15 protein-coding genes are annotated in these 16,745 nt (G+C 72.9%); 8 read left to right on the top strand and 7 right to left on the bottom strand.

The window, feature by feature from the left end; translation table 11 throughout:
* Window positions 1–4: 4 nt before the first annotated feature.
* Window positions 5–964, bottom strand: coding sequence for a hypothetical protein (locus tag LV79_RS22975; protein WP_253840425.1), 960 nt, complete (start codon window positions 962–964; stop codon window positions 5–7).
* Window positions 965–1,204: 240 nt separating this feature from the next.
* Here LV79_RS22975 and LV79_RS22980 point away from each other — a divergent pair, with 240 nt between their 5' ends.
* Window positions 1,205–1,804: an FKBP-type peptidyl-prolyl cis-trans isomerase gene (locus tag LV79_RS22980; protein ID WP_253840242.1), complete on the top strand. Its 600-nt coding sequence runs from the start codon at window positions 1,205–1,207 to the stop codon at window positions 1,802–1,804.
* 55 nt (window positions 1,805–1,859) lie between these two features.
* Here LV79_RS22980 and LV79_RS22985 read toward each other — a convergent pair whose 3' ends face one another.
* Complete coding sequence (locus LV79_RS22985) at window positions 1,860–3,908, bottom strand: MMPL family transporter (protein WP_253840243.1); 2,049 nt, start codon at window positions 3,906–3,908, stop codon at window positions 1,860–1,862.
* 108 nt (window positions 3,909–4,016) lie between these two features.
* On the opposite strand from LV79_RS22985, the gene LV79_RS22990 reads away from it, so the two are divergent.
* A complete protein-coding gene (locus LV79_RS22990) occupies window positions 4,017–4,478 on the top strand; it encodes a MarR family winged helix-turn-helix transcriptional regulator (protein ID WP_253840244.1) in 462 nt (153 codons plus the stop codon).
* Between the two features lie 367 nt (window positions 4,479–4,845).
* On the opposite strand, the gene LV79_RS22995 is transcribed toward LV79_RS22990, so the two are convergent.
* Window positions 4,846–5,817: a quinone oxidoreductase family protein gene (locus LV79_RS22995; protein ID WP_253840245.1), complete on the bottom strand. Its 972-nt coding sequence runs from the start codon at window positions 5,815–5,817 to the stop codon at window positions 4,846–4,848.
* 151 nt (window positions 5,818–5,968) lie between these two features.
* Between LV79_RS22995 and LV79_RS23000 the strand changes: the two genes are divergently transcribed.
* Window positions 5,969–6,286 carry a hypothetical protein gene (locus LV79_RS23000; protein WP_253840246.1) on the top strand — a complete coding sequence of 106 codons (318 nt, stop codon included), beginning with the start codon at window positions 5,969–5,971 and terminating at the stop codon, window positions 6,284–6,286.
* Window positions 6,287–6,379: 93 nt separating this feature from the next.
* Here LV79_RS23000 and LV79_RS23005 read toward each other — a convergent pair whose 3' ends face one another.
* The 4 genes from LV79_RS23005 to mptB form a co-directional block, all read right to left on the bottom strand.
* Complete coding sequence (locus tag LV79_RS23005) at window positions 6,380–7,336, bottom strand: COX15/CtaA family protein (RefSeq protein ID WP_253840247.1); 957 nt, start codon at window positions 7,334–7,336, stop codon at window positions 6,380–6,382.
* A 404-nt stretch (window positions 7,337–7,740) separates the two neighbouring features.
* Complete coding sequence (locus LV79_RS23010; RefSeq protein WP_372495401.1) at window positions 7,741–8,535, bottom strand: ABC transporter permease; 795 nt, start codon at window positions 8,533–8,535, stop codon at window positions 7,741–7,743.
* 34 nt (window positions 8,536–8,569) lie between these two features.
* Entirely contained in the window at window positions 8,570–9,496 is a 927-nt protein-coding gene (locus LV79_RS23015; protein ID WP_253840248.1) for an ABC transporter ATP-binding protein, read from the bottom strand.
* Window positions 9,497–9,507: 11 nt separating this feature from the next.
* Window positions 9,508–11,124 carry a polyprenol phosphomannose-dependent alpha 1,6 mannosyltransferase MptB gene (mptB, locus tag LV79_RS23020; protein WP_253840249.1) on the bottom strand — a complete coding sequence of 539 codons (1,617 nt, stop codon included), beginning with the start codon at window positions 11,122–11,124 and terminating at the stop codon, window positions 9,508–9,510.
* A gap of 108 nt (window positions 11,125–11,232) precedes the next feature.
* Between mptB and LV79_RS23025 the strand changes: the two genes are divergently transcribed.
* The 5 genes from LV79_RS23025 to LV79_RS23045 all read left to right on the top strand — a co-directional run bounded on the left by LV79_RS23025 (window position 11,233) and on the right by LV79_RS23045 (window position 16,732).
* The gene (locus LV79_RS23025) at window positions 11,233–12,933 is read left to right on the top strand and encodes a hypothetical protein (protein ID WP_253840250.1); all 1,701 of its coding nucleotides are present in this window, start codon (window positions 11,233–11,235) and stop codon (window positions 12,931–12,933) included.
* A gap of 101 nt (window positions 12,934–13,034) precedes the next feature.
* Window positions 13,035–13,739 carry a helix-turn-helix transcriptional regulator gene (locus tag LV79_RS23030; protein ID WP_372495402.1) on the top strand — a complete coding sequence of 235 codons (705 nt, stop codon included), beginning with the start codon at window positions 13,035–13,037 and terminating at the stop codon, window positions 13,737–13,739.
* Window positions 13,740–13,796: 57 nt separating this feature from the next.
* On the top strand, window positions 13,797–15,245 hold the full coding sequence (gene sufB / locus LV79_RS23035) for a Fe-S cluster assembly protein SufB (RefSeq protein ID WP_253840251.1): 1,449 nt from the start codon (window positions 13,797–13,799) through the stop codon (window positions 15,243–15,245).
* Window positions 15,246–16,406: a Fe-S cluster assembly protein SufD gene (sufD, locus tag LV79_RS23040; RefSeq protein ID WP_253840252.1), complete on the top strand. Its 1,161-nt coding sequence runs from the start codon at window positions 15,246–15,248 to the stop codon at window positions 16,404–16,406.
* Window positions 16,403–16,732, top strand: coding sequence for a non-heme iron oxygenase ferredoxin subunit (locus LV79_RS23045; RefSeq protein ID WP_253840253.1), 330 nt, complete (start codon window positions 16,403–16,405; stop codon window positions 16,730–16,732). Before sufD ends, LV79_RS23045 begins: the two co-directional genes overlap by 4 nt.
* The last annotated feature ends 13 nt before the right edge of the window (window positions 16,733–16,745 follow it).

Genomic DNA, 16,745 nt, shown 5'->3' on the forward strand with positions numbered 1-16,745 from the left:
GGCATCAGCTCTCAAGCTCGGCTTTGGTGGAGAACTCGTGGCGGAACTGGTGGAACTTCGCCTCCAGGTCGAGGAACTCGGCCTCGGACAGGGAGGAGCCGGTGATCGCCCCGAAGTGCGCGCAGAACTCCGCGCGGGTGGTGTCGGGGGTGAGCACGAACCGGTGCGCGTCGCGGGCGGCGTGCACGCGGGCGAACTCGGCGCGCTGCATGTCGTAGATGAAGGAGCCCTCGGAGAAGCGCAGCGTGCGCGGGTAGAGCGACGGGGCGCCCGCGACCGCGCTGTAGAGGGTGATCCACACGCAGTCGTCGAACAGCTCGACCCGGTCGAGCGGGGGATCGGCGATGACGGTCACGTCGATGCCCGCGCACCGCGCCCGCGCCAGGTACAACCCGACCAGGCCGATGCGGATCTCCTCGTGCAGGGTCAGCTGGATCTTCTCGAAGTCCGCGCTGGCGCCCTGGTGCCGGGCCAGGTGCCGGGCCCGGCCGCTGATCGCGCCGCGCTCGCGTGGGTCGGCGAGCACCGCGCGCACCTCCCACTGCGCTGGCGAGAGCAGCATCCTGGCCGCGGCGTAGCGGCCGGAGAACCCGCGGAACCACAGCTGCCTGGTCTGGCGCAGGTCGGACATGATCAGCGCGTTGAACGCCGGGTCCGGCTCGGTGCTCGCCTCGAACACGTGGGTGGGGAAGAACTCCTGGTTGAGCGAGCGGTACTCCGCCGAGAGCTCGCGCAGCGCCTTGCGGCTCTCCTCGATCACCGGGGTGACCATGGCGCGCTGGGCGGCGCTCGCGGTGATCAGGGTCTGGCCGAAGCCGACCACCGCGGACACCAGGGTGCCGGTGCCCAGCGCGGTGAGCAGGTTGCGGCCGAGGCCGGGGTCGAGCTCGCCCGACACCCACATCGACAGCCCGGACACCACGAGCAGCACGGTCAGCAGCAGACCGGTGCGGGTCCAGAACATCTCTTGGATGGGGTGGGCGCGGAGGCTCTTGCCGTCCGCGGGCACGGTGGTCACCTCCCTGGGCGCACCCGCACGGCAGCGAAGGGTGTCCGAACGGGGGCTTGCTGTGACTTTACGCTGCTCGGGGCGGGAATTGGTTGCGAACATCGGGTGAGGGCGGTGGGAACCGCACCCCGGCCGCGACCGGTGCGGTAGGGCCACCCCGCGCAGGGGGTGATCGGGGCATTTAAGCTGCCCGCCATGCGCAACGTCGGCAAGTTCATGATCGCGGTCGCGGTGGGGATCAGCCTCACCGCCTGCGCCAACTCCGAGCAGGCCTCCAGCCGGCCGCCAGGGGATCCCGCGGCGAGCGCGAAGCCGCGCCCCACCTCGAGCAGCGCCGCGCCGACCACCACCGCCTCGGCGGCGGTGTCCACCCAGACCGGCGGCCAGGAGTGCTCGGTCGACGACATCCTGGTCGAGGGCGCGCCGGGCAGCAAGCCGAAGATCACCATCCCGCCCGCCTGCGCCGCGCCGAAGACGCTGCAGAGCAAGGACCTGGTCGAGGGCACCGGCGCCGCGGTCACCGCGGGCGTCACCATGGACACCCACTACCTGCTGGTCACCTGGTCCAACCGGCAGGAGAAGGACTCGTCCTGGGACCGCGGCGAGCCCTACCCGCTGGAGAACGTCGGCAAGGCCCAGGTCATCGACGGCTGGAACGAGGGCCTGCTCGGGATGAAGCAGGGCGGCCGCAGGCTGCTCGTCGTGCCGCCGGACAAGGGCTACGGCGAGGGCGGCAACGGCATCGCGCCCAACGAGACGCTGGTGTTCGTCATCGACGCCGTCAAGGTCACCTGATCACCGATCTGCTCTGCCGAGGGGCGCGCCCGCACCGGGCGCGCCCCTGCGCGTCTCAGCCGACCTTGCTCGGCCACCACACCTTGCGTCCTATGTCGACGGTCAGCGCGGGCACCAGCAGCGAGCGCACCAGCAGCGTGTCGAGCAGCACGCCGAACGCGACCAGGAACGCGATCTGCGCCAGGAACAGGATTGGCAGCACCGCCAGCGCGGCGAACGTGGCCGCCAGCACCACCCCCGCCGAGGTGATCACGCCGCCGGTGACGGTCAGCCCGCGCAGCGCCCCCTCCCTGGTGCCGTGCGCCAGCGACTCCTCGCGCACCCTGGTCATCAGGAAGATGTTGTAGTCGATGCCCAGCGCCACCAGGAACACGAACGCGAACAGCGGCACGCTCGGGTCGGCGCCGGGGAAGCCGAGCACGTGGTTGAACACCAGCGCGCTCACCCCCAGCGTCGCGGCGAACGAGAGCACCACGGTGGCGATCAGCAGCAGCGGCGCCAGCAGCGCGCGCAGCAGCAGCGCCAGGATCAGGAAGATCACCGCGAGCACCACCGGGATGATGATCTTCCGGTCGTGCAGCGAGCTGGTGCGCACGTCGAGCTGACCCGCGGTCGCGCCGCCGACGAGGGTGCCGCCGACGTCCCTGGTCCGCTCGCGCAGCCGTTGCACCGTGTCGAGCGCGTTGGGGCTGTCGGCGGCGTCCTTGAGCACCGCGTTGATCTCGACCTTCCCGTCGACGATCTTCGCCCCGCGCACGGCCGCGTCGGCGACGCCCTCGGTGTCCTTGGCCAGTCGCACGACCTCCTGCGCCGAGGACGCCGCGGTCACCAGGATCGCGGGCGAGCCGGTGCCGCCGGGGAAGTGCCGGGTCAGCACCTGCTGGCCGGTGACCGAGTCGACCTCGGTGAGGAACAGCTCGCTCTGCGCCACGCCGTCCGCCCGCAGCTGCGGCAGGAACCCGACCCCGATCGCGAGCACGAGCGTGCTGAGCAGCCAGACCGCGCGCGGACGGCGCCCGACCAGGCCCGCGACCCTGGGCCACACCCCGCGGCGCGGCTGCTCCTCGTCGACCGTGCCGTGCTTCGGTCGCGCGGGCCAGAACGCGGCCCGACCCAGCAGGACCAGCACGGCGGGCAGGAACGTCAGAGCGGCGGCCAGTGAGGCGGCGATGCCGATCGCGGCGACCGGGCCGAGGCTGGAGTTGGACCGCAGGTCGGAGATCAGCAGGCAGAGCAGTCCGGCGATGACCGTGCCCGCCGACGCCGCGATCGGTCCGGCGGCGGCCCGCAGCGCGGCCCGCATGGCCGCGCCCTTGCTCTCGTGCCTGCGCAGCTCCTCGCGCAGCCGGGCGATCAGCAGCAGCGCGTAGTCGGTCGCGGCGCCGAACACCAGGATGAACAGGATGCCCTGGCTCTGCCCGTTGAGCAGCAGCACACCGGCCTTGGCCAGCGCGTAGACCACGGCGACGGCCAGGCAGAGCGCGAGCCCGGCGGTCAGCAGCACCACCAGCGGCAGCACCGGACTGCGGTAGACGACCACCAGGATCAGCGCGACCACGGCCGCGGTGACGCCGAGCAGCAGGCCGTCGATCCCGCCGAACGCGGCGGTGAAGTCGGCGATCAGCCCGCCGGGCCCGGTCACGTGCGCGGCCAGCCCGTCCGGCAGGCCCGCGAGCCGCTCGCGGATGTCGGCGACGACCTCGCGGGGCTTCTCGCCGCCGGTGGGCAGCAGCGCGACCGACTGGGCGGCCTCGTTGTCCTGTGTGGACAGCTTGAGCGGGGTCACCGGGCCGACGCCGGGCACCTTCGCGACCTCGGAGAGAGCGGCGGTGATCGCCTGCTGGTCCTCGCCGGTGAGGCCGCCGGGGCGCTCGAACACCAGCACCGCGGGCAGGGCGTTGACCTCGGCGAAGCCCTTCTGCAGCTCGCCGACCCTGGTCGACTCGGCGGACTCGGGCAGGAACGCGGCGTTGTCGTTGGTCTGCACCGTGCTCAACTGGCCCTGCAGCGGACCGCCGATGCCGCCGACGACGAGCCAGCCGACGATCAGCAGTGCGGGCAGGATCCAGCGCGCGGCGCGGGCGCGGGTACGGTTGTCTGTCATCGCGTCCCTGTGCTGGTGGGGATGGGTGGTGGGCTGGCCGGGGCACATCGCCCGGGAACACTATTGTTCAGCACGCTGAACAACGCAACTCCGAGCGGGGGAGGACGGGTGGCCGGACCGGACCCGGTGGCCTCGTGGCCGACCGGACGACTGCTCTCAGTCGCGGCGCGGCTGGTCGAGCACTCGTGGCAGGAGTTCCTGGCCACCCGGGGCCTCACCCACGCCGGGCTGATCGCGCTGCACCTGCTGCGCGAGGGGCCGCGCACCCAGCGCGAGCTCGCGCACGGCGCCAAGGTGACCGACCAGACGATGAGCAGGACCGTGGAGCGGCTGCACCGCGCCGGGTTCGTCGAGCGCGGCACCGACCCGGTCGACCGCCGCCGCACCGTCGTGACGCTGACCGACCGGGGGCGCGACGTGCACGCCGAGGCGCTGCGGGCCGAGCGCGACGAGCCCGAGGTGCTGGGGGCGCTGCGCGACTACGAGGCCTTCCGGCTGCAGCTGGTCGAACTGGTCACCGCGCTCGGCGTGGACCGGTCCACCGCGGCGCGCCCCGACCCTCGCGGGTAGTCGGGGGCTCTGGCCACCCGGGACCCGGGTGGACCGCCCGGAGCTGAACCGCGGTCGCGTCCCGCGCTTCCGCACCGACCAAGCCGCTGCTCTTTTCGCGGCAGTGCGGACTCCGGTGATCGCTGGGCCCGCAAGTCCATTCACGGCCGATTTCCGGTGCCTGTGTAATGCAGATCACTGTGCGTTTTCTGGCCGAGAACCGCGCTTGTGCGGCGACCGGCGCAATGGTGGCCGGAATTCCGAGACCGCCCGCGGGTGCACCATTCCCTGCTGGTCCACTGACGCGGGCGGTCCTCGCCCCGACGCTCACCGGCATTGCTCCTGTTCGGTGGCTTCTTTACTTGTTCGGCTCAGCGGGAACCCGCCGTCACGGGATCAGCAGCAGCTTCCCGGTGGTCCGCCGACCCTCCAGGTCCTCGTGCGCCTGGCGGGCGTCGGCGAGCGGGTAGCGCCCGGTCACCTCGACCCGCAGCGCGCCGCTGAGCAGCGCGCCGAACACCTCGTCCACCCGCCACTGGTTCTCCTGCGGGGTGGCCAGGTAGTCGGCCAACGTCGGTCTGGTGAGGAACACCGAACCCGCCGCGTTGAGCCGCTGCGGGTCCACCGGCGGCACCGGACCACTGGCCGCCCCGAACAACGCCAGCACACCGCGGCGCCGCACCACCGCCAGGCTGCCGTCGAAGGTCGTCGCCCCGACACCGTCGTAGACGGCCGCGACACCCTCGCCACCGGTCAGCTCCCGCGTGCGCGCCACGAAGTCCTGCTCGGTGTAGCGGATGACCTCGTCGGCCCCCGCCGCGCGGGCCAGCCGCTCCTTGTCCGGTGTGGACACCGTGCCGATCACCCTGGCACCGCGCGCCTTCGCCAACTGCACGAGCAGCAGCCCGACCCCGCCCGCGGCCGCGTGCACCAGGATGGTGTCGCCCTCGGCCACCGGGTAGGTGGAGGCGACCAGGTAGTGCGCGGTCAGCCCCTGCAGCAGCGCCGCGGCCGCCGCCTCGTCGTCCACCCCGTCGGGCACCCGCACCGCCCAGGTCGCCGGGATGACGGCCTGCTCGGCGTAGCTGCCGATCGAGTGCGTCCACGCCACCCGGTCGCCGACGGCGAACCCGGTGACGTCGTCGCCGACCGCCTCGACCGTGCCCGCGCCCTCCAGGCCCGGGGTGAACGGCAGCGGCACGGGGTAGGCGCCCCCGCGCTGGTAGGTGTCGATGTAGTTCACCCCGGCCGCGGCGACCCGGACCAGCAGCGCGCCCGCGCCCGGCCCGGTGATGTCCACCTCCGCCGCGGTGAGGACCTCGGGGCCGCCGTTCTCCGAAACCACGATCGCCTTGGGCACAGTCGTTCTCCTTCTGCGTCGGGAAATCCGCCATCCCCGTTCACGGCCGACCGGGGCCGCGCGTTCTGGGGTACCCCTATCGCCCGCGCTCCGCGAGTGCGTCGGCTCACGGAGTCGGGTGTGGTGGTCGCCAACGTCCTAGGCTCGGGGCATGGCGAACTCAGCGCAGGAGAACACAAGCACGCGGGTCCCGGACGCGGCACTTCGCTCCGCCGCCGCCTTCGTCGCGGCGCACGGTACGCCGTCCCGGGGTGTCGTCGAGGGTATCGGCCGGGCTGGGGTCCGGGTGGTGCTCATCGGGAAGGACGGCGCGGTGGGCGACGTGCTGGTACCCAGCGCGGAGGCCGGTGCGGCGCTGGTGGACCGGGTGGAGGGCCTGGAGGGGGCCAGTTGGGACCGCGAGACCGTGGCGGCCACCCGGATTGGTCCGGGCCACCGGGCCAAGATGGCCTCCCGCTTCCGCGGGTAGACCACCCGTCAGGGCGCCGGATTTCGCCCGACCGGAGTTCGCTCGACCGGGGGAGTGGCCGCTACTGGGGGAGTGCTCTCGACCGGTGAGTGCTCAGGCGGGCACGGGCTGCGCGGGGGCCGCGACGGCGGCGCGGTCGCGGGTCGCGCACCACAGCGCCGAGGTGGCGGCCACGACCGCCATCGCGCCGAGCACGTGCAGCGAGACGAGCAGCTCCGGGACCCCGGTCCAGAACTGCACGAACCCGAGGGCGCCCTGCGCGACCACCACGGCCACCAGCGCCCCGTAGCGCCGCCACAGCGCCCGGTCGGAACCGCCGACGCGCAGCAGCACCCCGGCCGCGAGCAGCATCCCCAGGTACACGAACAGGAACGCGGCGTGCACGTGCGCGAGCGTCTCCACCGGGATGGCCAACCTGGGGGTCTCCGGGTCGCCCGCGTGCGGACCGGCGCCGGTCACCATCGTCCCGGCCACCAGCAGCCCCACCAGCACGACCACCGAGCCGGTGAGCAGCCCCGGCAACGCCGAGGGCACCCGCACCCGCCCGGTCGCCGCCCGCTCGGGGTCCACGGCGTCGACCAGCATCACCGCGAGCCACACCATCACGGCCGACACCAGGAAGTGCACCGCGACGGTCCACCACAGCAGGTCGAAGCGCACCGTGAGCCCGCCCAGGACCGCCTGCACGACCACGCCCACCGGCATCGCCAGCGCCAACCGCAGGTAGCGCGCCCGCCGCGGCCGGGCCAGGTACGCCAACGCGAACGCGGCGAACGCGACGATGCCCACCACCCCGGTCAACAACCGGTTGCCGAACTCGATCCACTGGTTGAGCGCCGCGAACTCCGGGTGCGACACCGGCACCAGGCTCCCCGGCTGGCACTGCGGCCACGTCGAACACCCCAGGCCCGACCCGGTCACCCGCACCACCGACCCGGTCACCGCGATCAGCGCCTGGGTCACCACGACCGCGATCGCGACGGCCCGCTGCACGCGCGTGCTCGGGGTGGGCAGGGCGTCGATGCGGGCCTTCAGCGTCTCCAGCGGCACCGGGCGATGGTAGGCCGAGGTGACTGAGAGTCGTGGTCAGGCCCCGTCCTAGCGTGCGCCGGGTCTCACCACCGGTCGATCGGCGAAAGTGTGGTCATGCTCGCGAAAGGACCCCACGCGGTGATCATGGCGAACTACACTCCGTCGCGGAAGTGCGGACTCCCCCACCCGCCTTCCCGGCTGCCGTCGGACCGGTCACCCCCACGACCCGCGCCGGCGGCAGCCTCGTAACACTCCCTCCCACCACCCGCCCCCACATCCCCGCCCGGCATCGTTCCCGGCTTGGCGGCGTCGGCTCGCCGTGCGGCGGTTGGGTTGGCGGAGGACGGTGTCGTGTCGTGTCCGGCTGGTGGGGGTGGCTCGCCGTGCGGTGGCTGGGTTGGCAGGGGTCGGGGCCGACCCGGCTAGGTGAGTTTGGTGGTCTTGGTGGCCAGGAGGGCGGCGGCGGTGCCCCAGGCGGTGAGGGTGGCCACTGTGGACAGGGCGGGGGCGGTGCCGCGGAACAGGGCGTCGGTCAGGCCCTCGGTCAGGGCGGCGGACGGGAGCAGGCGCACGGCGTCGGCCATGGCGGGGGGCAGGGTGTCGGCGGTGAGCACGACGCCGCCCGCGAGCAGCAGCACCAGCCAGATGACGTTGGCCAGCGCCAGCACCACCTCGGCCTTGAGCGCCCCGCCGAGCAGCACGCCGATCGCGCCGAAGGACAGCGTGCCCAGCACCGCGAGCACGACCGTCCACACCAGACCGACCGCCGACGGTGACCAGCCCAGCAGCGCCGCGGCCACGCCGAGCACCACCAGTTGCAGCGCCACCACCGCCAGGCAGCCCAGCACCCGGCCGCCGACCAGCAGCCAGCGCGGCAGCGCGGTCGCCGCCAGCCGCTTGACGACCCCGTAGCGGCGGTCGAAGCCCAGCGCGATCGCCTGCCCGGTGAACGCCGTCGACATCACCGCGAGCGCGAACACCCGGGGCACCAGGGAGTCGACCCTCGGTTCCGGCAGGTCCACCACCGAGACCTTGGTCAGGCCGATCAGCAGCGCCAACGGGATCAGCAGCGTCAGCAGGACCTGCTCCCCGTTGCGCATGGTCAGCACGGCCTCGGTGCGGGCGTGCGTGAGCAGCATCCGCAGCGGGGCGCCCGCGCCGGGCGCGGGGGTGAAGGTGCCGGGGGCGAACCGCCCGGTCGGCGGCAGGTCGGTCACAGGCGCGGCTCTCGTCCGGTCGGCGGGCACGGGCTCACGAGCGCAGCTCCCGCCCGGTCAGGTCCAGGAACACGTCTTCCAGGCTGCGCCTGCCCACCCGCAGCTCCTCGGCGAGCACGCCCTGCTGGGCGCACCACGCGGTCACCGTCGACACCACCTGCGGGTCGACGGTCCCGGTCACCAGGTAGCCGCCGGGGGAGGGCTCGGTCACCAGGCAGCCCTCGGGCAGCGCGGCCACCAGCAACCCGGTGTCCATCCCCGAGCGCGCCCGGAACCGCAGCGCCTGGGCCTCCGGGCGCTCCTCGGTCAGCTGCGCCGGGCTGCCCTCGGCGACCACCCGGCCGCCGTCGATGATCACCACGTGGTCGGCCAGCGCCTCGGCCTCCTCCATCAGGTGCGTGGTCAGCAGCACGCTGGCGCCGTCCGCGCGCAGCGCCGCCACCAGCTCCCACACCAACCGGCGCGCCTGCGGGTCCATGCCCGCGGTCGGTTCGTCCAGGAACAGCAGCTCCGGGCGGCCGACCAGGGCGCAGGCCAACGACAGCCGCTGCTGCTGACCGCCGGAGAGCCGCTTGTACGGGGTGCGGGCGCAGCCTGCGAGACCGAGCGTGTCGATCAACCAGGCCGGGTCGAGGGGGTTCGCGGCGCACGCGGCCACCAGCCGCAGCATCTCGCCCGCGCGTACACCCGGGTACGCGCCACCGCCCTGCGGCATGACGCCGATGCGCGGCCGAAGCCGGGCGCTGTCGGCGACCGGGTCGAGCCCGAGCACCCGCACCGCGCCGGAGTCGGGGCGCAGGAAGCCCTCGCAGATCTCCACCGTCGTGGTCTTGCCCGCGCCGTTGGGGCCCAGCAGCGCCAGCACCGACCCGGGGGTCACCTCGAACCCGACGCCGTCCACCGCCGTGGTCGACCCATACGACTTGACCAGGTCGGACACCTCGACGGCTGGCGTGTTCACAGTGGTCAAGCCTAGGACGTGGGCGCCGTCACGGCCCCGGCGGGCGTCCACTCGGCACGCGGGATGTGCTTGCGGACCAGGGTCACCGCGACCAGCGTCACGGTGATCGCCCCGATGTAGGCGTAGGGCAGCACGAACACCCGGCCGTCGAAGGTCGCGCCGGTGGGGCCGAGCGCCACCGCCAGGCCCGCGCTGACCACCATCGCCGCGGTGCGGAACCGGGTGTTGCCCGCCCCGGCGGCCAGCGGGACGGCCGCCCACAGCAGGTACCACGGCTGCACGGTCGCGCCGAACACCAGCACCGCGCCCAGCCCGACGCCGAGGCCGGTCAGCGGGCGCAGCTTCCAGCGCAGCGAGTCCAGCAGCAGCTTGGCCGCGATCAGCGGGCCGATCACCGCGCCCACGGTGCGGCTGGCGGTGATCGCGGCGTCGATGTGGTTGCCCAGGCCCAGCACGATGCCCAGCCACCCGGCGCCGAAGCCGAGCGCGGTCATCGGCGCCATCCAGCTCTTGATGGTGGCGGCGGTGTTGAGCGTGGCCACCCAGCCGTAGCCGAGGCCGCTGCCCAGCGAGGTCGCGGTGAGCACCACGGCGAACACCACGCCGAGCCCGCCCGCCACCGCCAGCACGTTCTTCCAGGTGCCGCCCATCCGCCGGGCGATCATCACGCCGAGGAAGCCGAGCGCCAGCGCCGCCGGGATCTTCACCGCCGCGCCCAGGGTGATCACCGCGGCGCCGACGGCGTACCAGAGCAGTTCGCCGCGCTGCCACGGCGGGAACGGCCCGTCCGGGGTGACCTTGGGCATCCGGCGCAGCGCCAGTTCGAACCCGACCAGCATCAGCCCGATCGCCAGCGCCTCGTTGTGCACGCCGACGACCAGGTGGAACAGCACCAGCGGGTTCGCCGCGCCCAGCCACAGCGCGCTGACCGGGCTCACCCCGAACCGGCGGGCCAGCCGGGGCAGCGCCCAGATGACCATCGCCAGGCCCAGCAGCGCCAGCGCCCGGTGCGCGGCGACACCGAGCACCACGTGGTCGCCGGTGAGCCAGTTGACCGCCTTGCCGAGGGTGAGGAACAGCGGCCCGTACGGCGACGGGGTCTCCCGCCACATCGTCGGCACGCCCTGGGTCAGCGGGTGGTTCACGCCGAGCGCCTGCGCCGGGCCGACCGTGTACGGGTCCTGGCCCATCGCCACGATCTCGCTCTGCGCCAGGTAGCTGTAGACGTCGCGGCTGAAGCTGGGCACGGTGAACACCAGCGGCGCGATCCACATCACCAGCGTCCTGGCCATCTGCGGCACCGACACCGCGCGCGCCCGACCCGGCCGCGACAGCCTGCCCAGCGCCAGCCAGGCCAGCACGATCATGAACACGCCGGTGAACGCGAACGCCAGCGCCACCGTGGTCATCCGGCTGAACAGGCCCAGCACCGGCAGCCGGAACACCGGGTTGAACACCGGGGCCGCGCCCGCGCCGAGCGAGCCGATGGTCAGCAGCAGCGAGCCGACCGTGCCGAAGCGGCGCACGACGTCGAGCTGCCGCCGCTCCCGCTCGTCGAGGGGGCCGGACTCCACCCCACCCGGCTGCCCACCCGCGCGCACCGCCCGGGTCGTGTCTCCCGCCACCACGTCCGGAAGGGTAGCGGCAGGCCGATCCCGGCCGATCGGACCTGGGCCCGGCGGTCGCCCGCTACCGTCATGATCAACCGTGGGCGCGGCGCGGGAAAGGCGGTCGAGATGGTGGGTCCCACCCTGTTATCCCTGGTGCTGGCGGGCGTGGCGGGGCTGCTCGCCGTGGTGAAGCGCCTCGAGCGCGCCGACTGGACCAAGCCGCCGCCGTGGGTCGACCTCGCCGCCGCCGTCGCGTTCGCCTGCACCGCGGGTCTGGTCACCGACGCCGACCCCGGCTGGTGGGTGGCCGCCGCCGCGTTCGTCCTGGGGCTCTCCGGCTTCGGCCTGCTCGCGGCCGTCGCCACGTTCTCCCTGTTCCGGCTGCCCGACCCGGAGCTGATGGCGACCACCGCCGTCCCGCTGCTGCTCGGTTTCGCGCTGCACCACTTCCTGACCATCGGCCACAGCGCGGCCGCGCAGATCGAGCTGGCCGTGCGCGACAGCACCCGGCCGGACGCGCGGTGGCGGTTCGCCGCCCGAGTCGCCCCGCTGGTGCCCTTCGCGTTCGTCCTCGGCGTGCCGATGCCCGGCGGCGACCTCGTCGACACCGGGCTGCGGCTGCTGGGCGCGGTCATGATCGCGGTCTACCTCGCCGCCACCGACCGGACCAGGGCGCCGCTGCTGCGACCGCGCCGCTGGAGCGCCAGGTCGGCCGAGCTCAACGGCGCCCTCGCGGTGGCCGTGCTCGCGGCCAGCCCGGTCGGCGCCGAGGTCGTCGCCGGGTGGGCGGACACCCCCGAGCTGGTCGGGTGGGGCTGGTACCGCGCCCTCGTGCTCGTCTTCATCGCGTTCACCGTGATCGCGACCCTCATCGGCCGGGGCATCGCCAGGGGGCCTGCGCTGCTGCTCCTGATCGTCGTCGGCAGCGCCACCAAGGCCCTCGTGCTCGCCGCGCTGGTGCTGACCGCGAGCGTCGTCCTGTTCCACCCGGTGTCCGACCTGTTGGTGTTCGCGGTGGTCGGTGCCCTGCCCGCCGTGATCGTCGCCCTGCGGTCGGTCCGGCGCGCCGCGGTCAACCGGCAGCTCGGCGACAGCGGGCTATTGGCCACGCTGAGCGAGGTCAGCCGCGACCGGCAGATCGACACCTGGGTCAGCGAGCGGGTCCTCGGTGGGGCGCCGGACTTGTCACTGCCCGACGCCGCGGGCGCGTTGGCGCTGCGCTCGCTGACCAACGAACGCGCGCACCCGCCCTGGCAGGTGACCGCCGACCAAGCCCTCGCGGTCGCCGAGGACCTGCTCGCCGCGGTGGACCTGCGCGTCGACCGCGACGGGCTCGTCGACGAGCAGCTCGACCGCTCCCGGCTGGCCGCCCGCGGCGACCTCGCGCTCTGGTACGCCAAGATCCAGGGCGAGCGCGGCAACGCCGACCTCGCCCTGACCGCCGCCAAGACCGCGGTGACCACCTTCGAGGCGGCGGGCACCCCGGTCGCCACCGCGCTCGCCTGGGCAGCGGTCACCGACCACGCCGGGGCCGATCCCGACCTCGACGTCGTCGCCGAGATCGACGGCTGGCTCGCCGCCCACGACCTGCCCGCCGCGGCCCGGCGCCACGCGCTGGGCTCGGCCGCGCGGGCCGCGCTCGACCGGGGCGACACCGCCACGGCCCGTGACCGGCTCGCCGCCGCCAGGTCCACCGCGGTCACCGCACCCGCCTTCGCCGTCGCGATGCGTGCCGACCGGGTGCACTTCGGCGCCACCGCGCGCGAGCTGTACACCCTGATGGTGGTGCTCGAACGCCAGGCGGCGGCCGCCGGGGCGGCGGGCTGACCGGGGCCGACCGGATGTCACCCGAACGGCGCTTGTGAGCCGGGTCACCGCCACCGACCCCCGTCTTTGACCTGCCCCGGTAAATAAGACACACTTGTGTTGTGAAAAAGACCGCTCCCGCTCCGCGGGCCGCCGCGGAGGCCGTCGCCCCCGCCGCGGCCGGGCAGCAGGCCGAGGGTCGCACCCGCGAGGGCGTGGCCAGGCTGCTGCTGGAGCAGGGGCCGGTCACGGCGGTCGCGATCGCCGAGGCGCTGGGGTTGAGCCCGACCGCCGTCCGCAGGCATCTGGACGCACTGGTCGCCGACGGGGAGGCGTACACGCGTGACGCGCCCCGCGTCGGTGCCAGGGGCCGCGGCCGACCGGCGAAGCTCTTCCTGCTCACCGAGGCCGGACGGTCGCGGTTCGGGCACGCCTACGACGACCTCGCGATCTCCGCGCTGCGCTTCCTCGCCGAGAGCGGGGGGGAGCAAGCGGTCCGCGCGTTCGCGCAGCGCCGGGTGGCCACGTTGGTCGACCGGCACCGCGCGGCGGTGACCGCGCCGCAGGACCCGGCGGGTCGCGCCGAGGCCCTGGCCACGGCGCTGACCAGGGAGGGCTACGCGTCCTCGACGCGCAGCGTCGGCGCAGGCGAGCAGTTGTGCCAGCACCACTGCCCGGTGGCGCACGTCGCCGCCGAGTTCCCCCAACTGTGCGAGGTCGAGACGGCGGCGTTCGCCGACCTGCTCGGCACGCACGTGCAGCGCCTGGCCACGATCGCCAGGGGCGACGCGGCGTGCACCACGCACGTCCCGCACTCGGTCCCCTAGGCCCGGCGCGGGCACACAGCACCACAGCACGACAGATCCCGGATGGAGGGAAGTCCCATGACTGCCGCTGCGCAGCAGCGCACCACCACACCCCAGCCGCTCACCCAGGACGAGACCCTGGCGACGCTCGGGCGGTACGAGTACGGCTGGGCCGACTCCGACAGCGCGGGCGCGGTTGCCCAGCGCGGCTTGTCGGAGGCCGTGGTCCGGGACATCTCGGCCAAGAAGAGCGAGCCGGAGTGGATGCTCGAGTCCCGGCTCAAGGCGCTGCGCCTGTTCGACCGCAAGCCGATGCCGAGGTGGGGTGCCGACCTGTCCGGCATCGACTTCGACAACATCAAGTACTTCGTGCGCTCCACCGAGAAGCAGGCCCAGTCCTGGGAGGACCTGCCGGAGGACATCAAGAACACCTACGACAAGCTGGGCATCCCCGAGGCCGAGAAGGCCCGCCTGGTCTCCGGTGTCGCCGCGCAGTACGAGTCCGAGGTGGTCTACCACAAGATCAACGAGGAGCTCGAGAAGCAGGGTGTCATCTTCCTCGACACCGACACCGCGCTCAAGGAGCACCCGGAGCTGTTCGAGGAGTACTACGGCTCGGTGATCCCGCACGGGGACAACAAGTTCTCCGCGCTCAACGGCGCCGTGTGGTCGGGCGGCTCGTTCATCTACGTCCCCAAGGGCGTGCACGTCGAGATCCCGCTGCAGGCCTACTTCCGGATCAACACCGAGAACATGGGCCAGTTCGAGCGCACCCTGATCATCGTCGACGAAGACGCCTACGTGCACTACGTCGAGGGCTGCACCGCCCCGATCTACTCCTCGGACTCGCTGCACTCGGCGGTCGTGGAGATCGTGGTGAAGAAGGGCGCCCGCTGCCGCTACACCACCATCCAGAACTGGTCGAACAACGTCTACAACCTGGTCACCAAGCGGGCCAAGGCCGAGGCGGGCGCGACCATGGAGTGGGTCGACGGCAACATCGGCTCCAAGGTGACCATGAAGTACCCGGCGGTGTTCCTGATGGGCGAGCACGCCAAGGGCGAGGTGCTCTCCATCGCCTTCGCCGGTGAGGGCCAGCACCAGGACGCGGGCGCGAAGATGGTGCACATGGCGCCGCACACGTCCTCGACGATCATCTCCAAGTCGGTGGCCCGCGGCGGCGGCCGCACCAGCTACCGCGGTCTCGTGCAGGTCAACAAGCGCGCCCACCACGCCAAGTCCACGGTGAAGTGCGACGCGCTGCTGGTCGACCAGATCAGCCGCTCCGACACCTACCCCTACGTCGACGTCCGCGAGGACGACGTGGCGATGGGGCACGAGGCGACGGTGTCCAAGGTCAGCGACGACCAGCTGTTCTACCTGATGTCGCGCGGCCTGACCGAGGACGAGGCGATGGCCATGATCGTGCGCGGGTTCGTCGAGCCCATCGCGCGCGAGCTGCCCATGGAGTACGCGCTCGAGCTGAACCGTCTTATCGAGCTCCAGATGGAAGGAGCGGTCGGTTAAATGACCGCGGCAGTTGAGAAGTCCCACTCGCACGGGGCGGTCGTTCCCGAGTCGTCCCGTGCGGAGTGGTTCACCTCGTTCGACGTGAACGCGTTCGAGGTGCCGTCGGGGCGCGAGGAGATCTGGCGCTTCACCCCGATGAAGCGGCTCGCCGGTCTGCACACCGGGGTCGAGGCGACCGGCTCGGCGACCGTCGTGGTCGACGCGCCCGCCGAGGTCACCGTGGAGACCGTCGAGCGCGGGGACTCCCGGCTCGGCGCGGCGGGCACGCCCGCCGACCGGGTCGCGGCCCAGGCGTACAGCTCGTTCACCGCGGCCACGGTCCTCACGGTGGCCAAGGAGACCAAGGCGTCCGCGCCGGTACTGGTGACCGTGACCGGGCCGGGCGCCGGGCAGGTCGCCTACGGGCACCTGCAGGTGCGCGCCGAGCGGTTCGCCGAGGCCGTCGTCGTGCTCGACCACCGCGGCTCCGGCGTGTACGCCGACAACGTGGAGTTCGTGCTGGCCGACGGCGCGAAGCTCACCGTGGTGTCCATCCAGGACTGGGCGGACGACGCGGTGCACGTGACGGCGCAGCACGCCAGGATCGGCCGCGACGCGCTGCTGCGGCACACGGTGGTCACCCTCGGCGGTGACCTGGTCCGGGTGTCGCCGACGGCGGCGTTCGCCGACAAGGGCGGTGAGGTCGAGCTCAACGGGCTCTACTTCGCCGACGCCGGTCAGCACTTCGAGCACCGCACCTTCGTCGACCACTCGCAGGCCAACTGCACCTCGAACGTGGTCTACAAGGGTGCGCTGCAAGGGAACGACGCGCACACGGTGTGGATCGGCGATGTCTTGATCCGCGCGGCGGCCGAGGGCACGCAGACCTACGAGCTCAACCGGAACCTGCTGCTGACCGACGGTGCCCGCGCCGACTCGGTGCCGAACCTGGAGATCGAGACCGGCGAGATCGCCGGTGCCGGTCACGCCAGCGCCACCGGCCGCTTCGACGACGAGCAGCTGTTCTACCTGCAGGCCCGCGGCATCCCCGAGGACCAGGCCCGCAGGCTCGTCGTGCGCGGCTTCTTCCACGAGCTGCTGATGAAGATCCAGGTCCCCGAGGTGCGCGAGCGCCTCGAGGCCGCGATCGAGGCCGAACTGGAAGCCGTCGGGGTATGAACACCCGAGCTTGTGCGTTGTCCGAGCTGGACGACGGCAAGCCGGTCGCCCTGGAGGTCGACGACGTCGCCGTGGTGCTGGTGCGCCGCGGCGACGAGGTCCACGCGCTGCGCGACGAGTGCTCGCACGCCGCCGTGGCGCTCTCGGAGGGCGAGCTGTCCCGCAAGGGCCTGGAGTGCTGGCTGCACGGGTCGTGCTTCGACCTGCGCACCGGCGCCCCCTCCGCGCCACCGGCCACCGAACCGGTCGACGTCTACGCGGTCACCATCACCGGTGACGACGTCCTCGTCGACGTGACCCGCGCCGTGAACCACCCCCCGAACTGACTGACACCCTTTC

Origin of the sequence: Actinokineospora globicatena, from assembly GCF_024171945.1 — a bacterium.
GTDB classification, from domain to species: Bacteria; Actinomycetota; Actinomycetes; order Mycobacteriales; family Pseudonocardiaceae; genus Actinokineospora; species Actinokineospora globicatena.

What these genes read in the sequence shown, in the direction of transcription:
- LV79_RS22975 (WP_253840425.1), bottom strand. Translation starts at nt 964, where the DNA reads ATGTTCTGGACCCGCACCGGTCTGCTGCTGACCGTGCTGCTCGTGGTG.
- LV79_RS23000 (WP_253840246.1), top strand. Translation starts at nt 5,969, where the DNA reads ATGGCGAACTCAGCGCAGGAGAACACAAGCACGCGGGTCCCGGACGCG.
- LV79_RS23045 (WP_253840253.1), top strand. Translation starts at nt 16,403, where the DNA reads ATGAACACCCGAGCTTGTGCGTTGTCCGAGCTGGACGACGGCAAGCCG.
- LV79_RS22985 (WP_253840243.1), bottom strand. Translation starts at nt 3,908, where the DNA reads ATGACAGACAACCGTACCCGCGCCCGCGCCGCGCGCTGGATCCTGCCC.
- sufD (WP_253840252.1), top strand. Translation starts at nt 15,246, where the DNA reads ATGACCGCGGCAGTTGAGAAGTCCCACTCGCACGGGGCGGTCGTTCCC.
- sufB (WP_253840251.1), top strand. Translation starts at nt 13,797, where the DNA reads ATGACTGCCGCTGCGCAGCAGCGCACCACCACACCCCAGCCGCTCACC.
- LV79_RS23025 (WP_253840250.1), top strand. Translation starts at nt 11,233, where the DNA reads ATGGTGGGTCCCACCCTGTTATCCCTGGTGCTGGCGGGCGTGGCGGGG.
- LV79_RS22980 (WP_253840242.1), top strand. Translation starts at nt 1,205, where the DNA reads ATGCGCAACGTCGGCAAGTTCATGATCGCGGTCGCGGTGGGGATCAGC.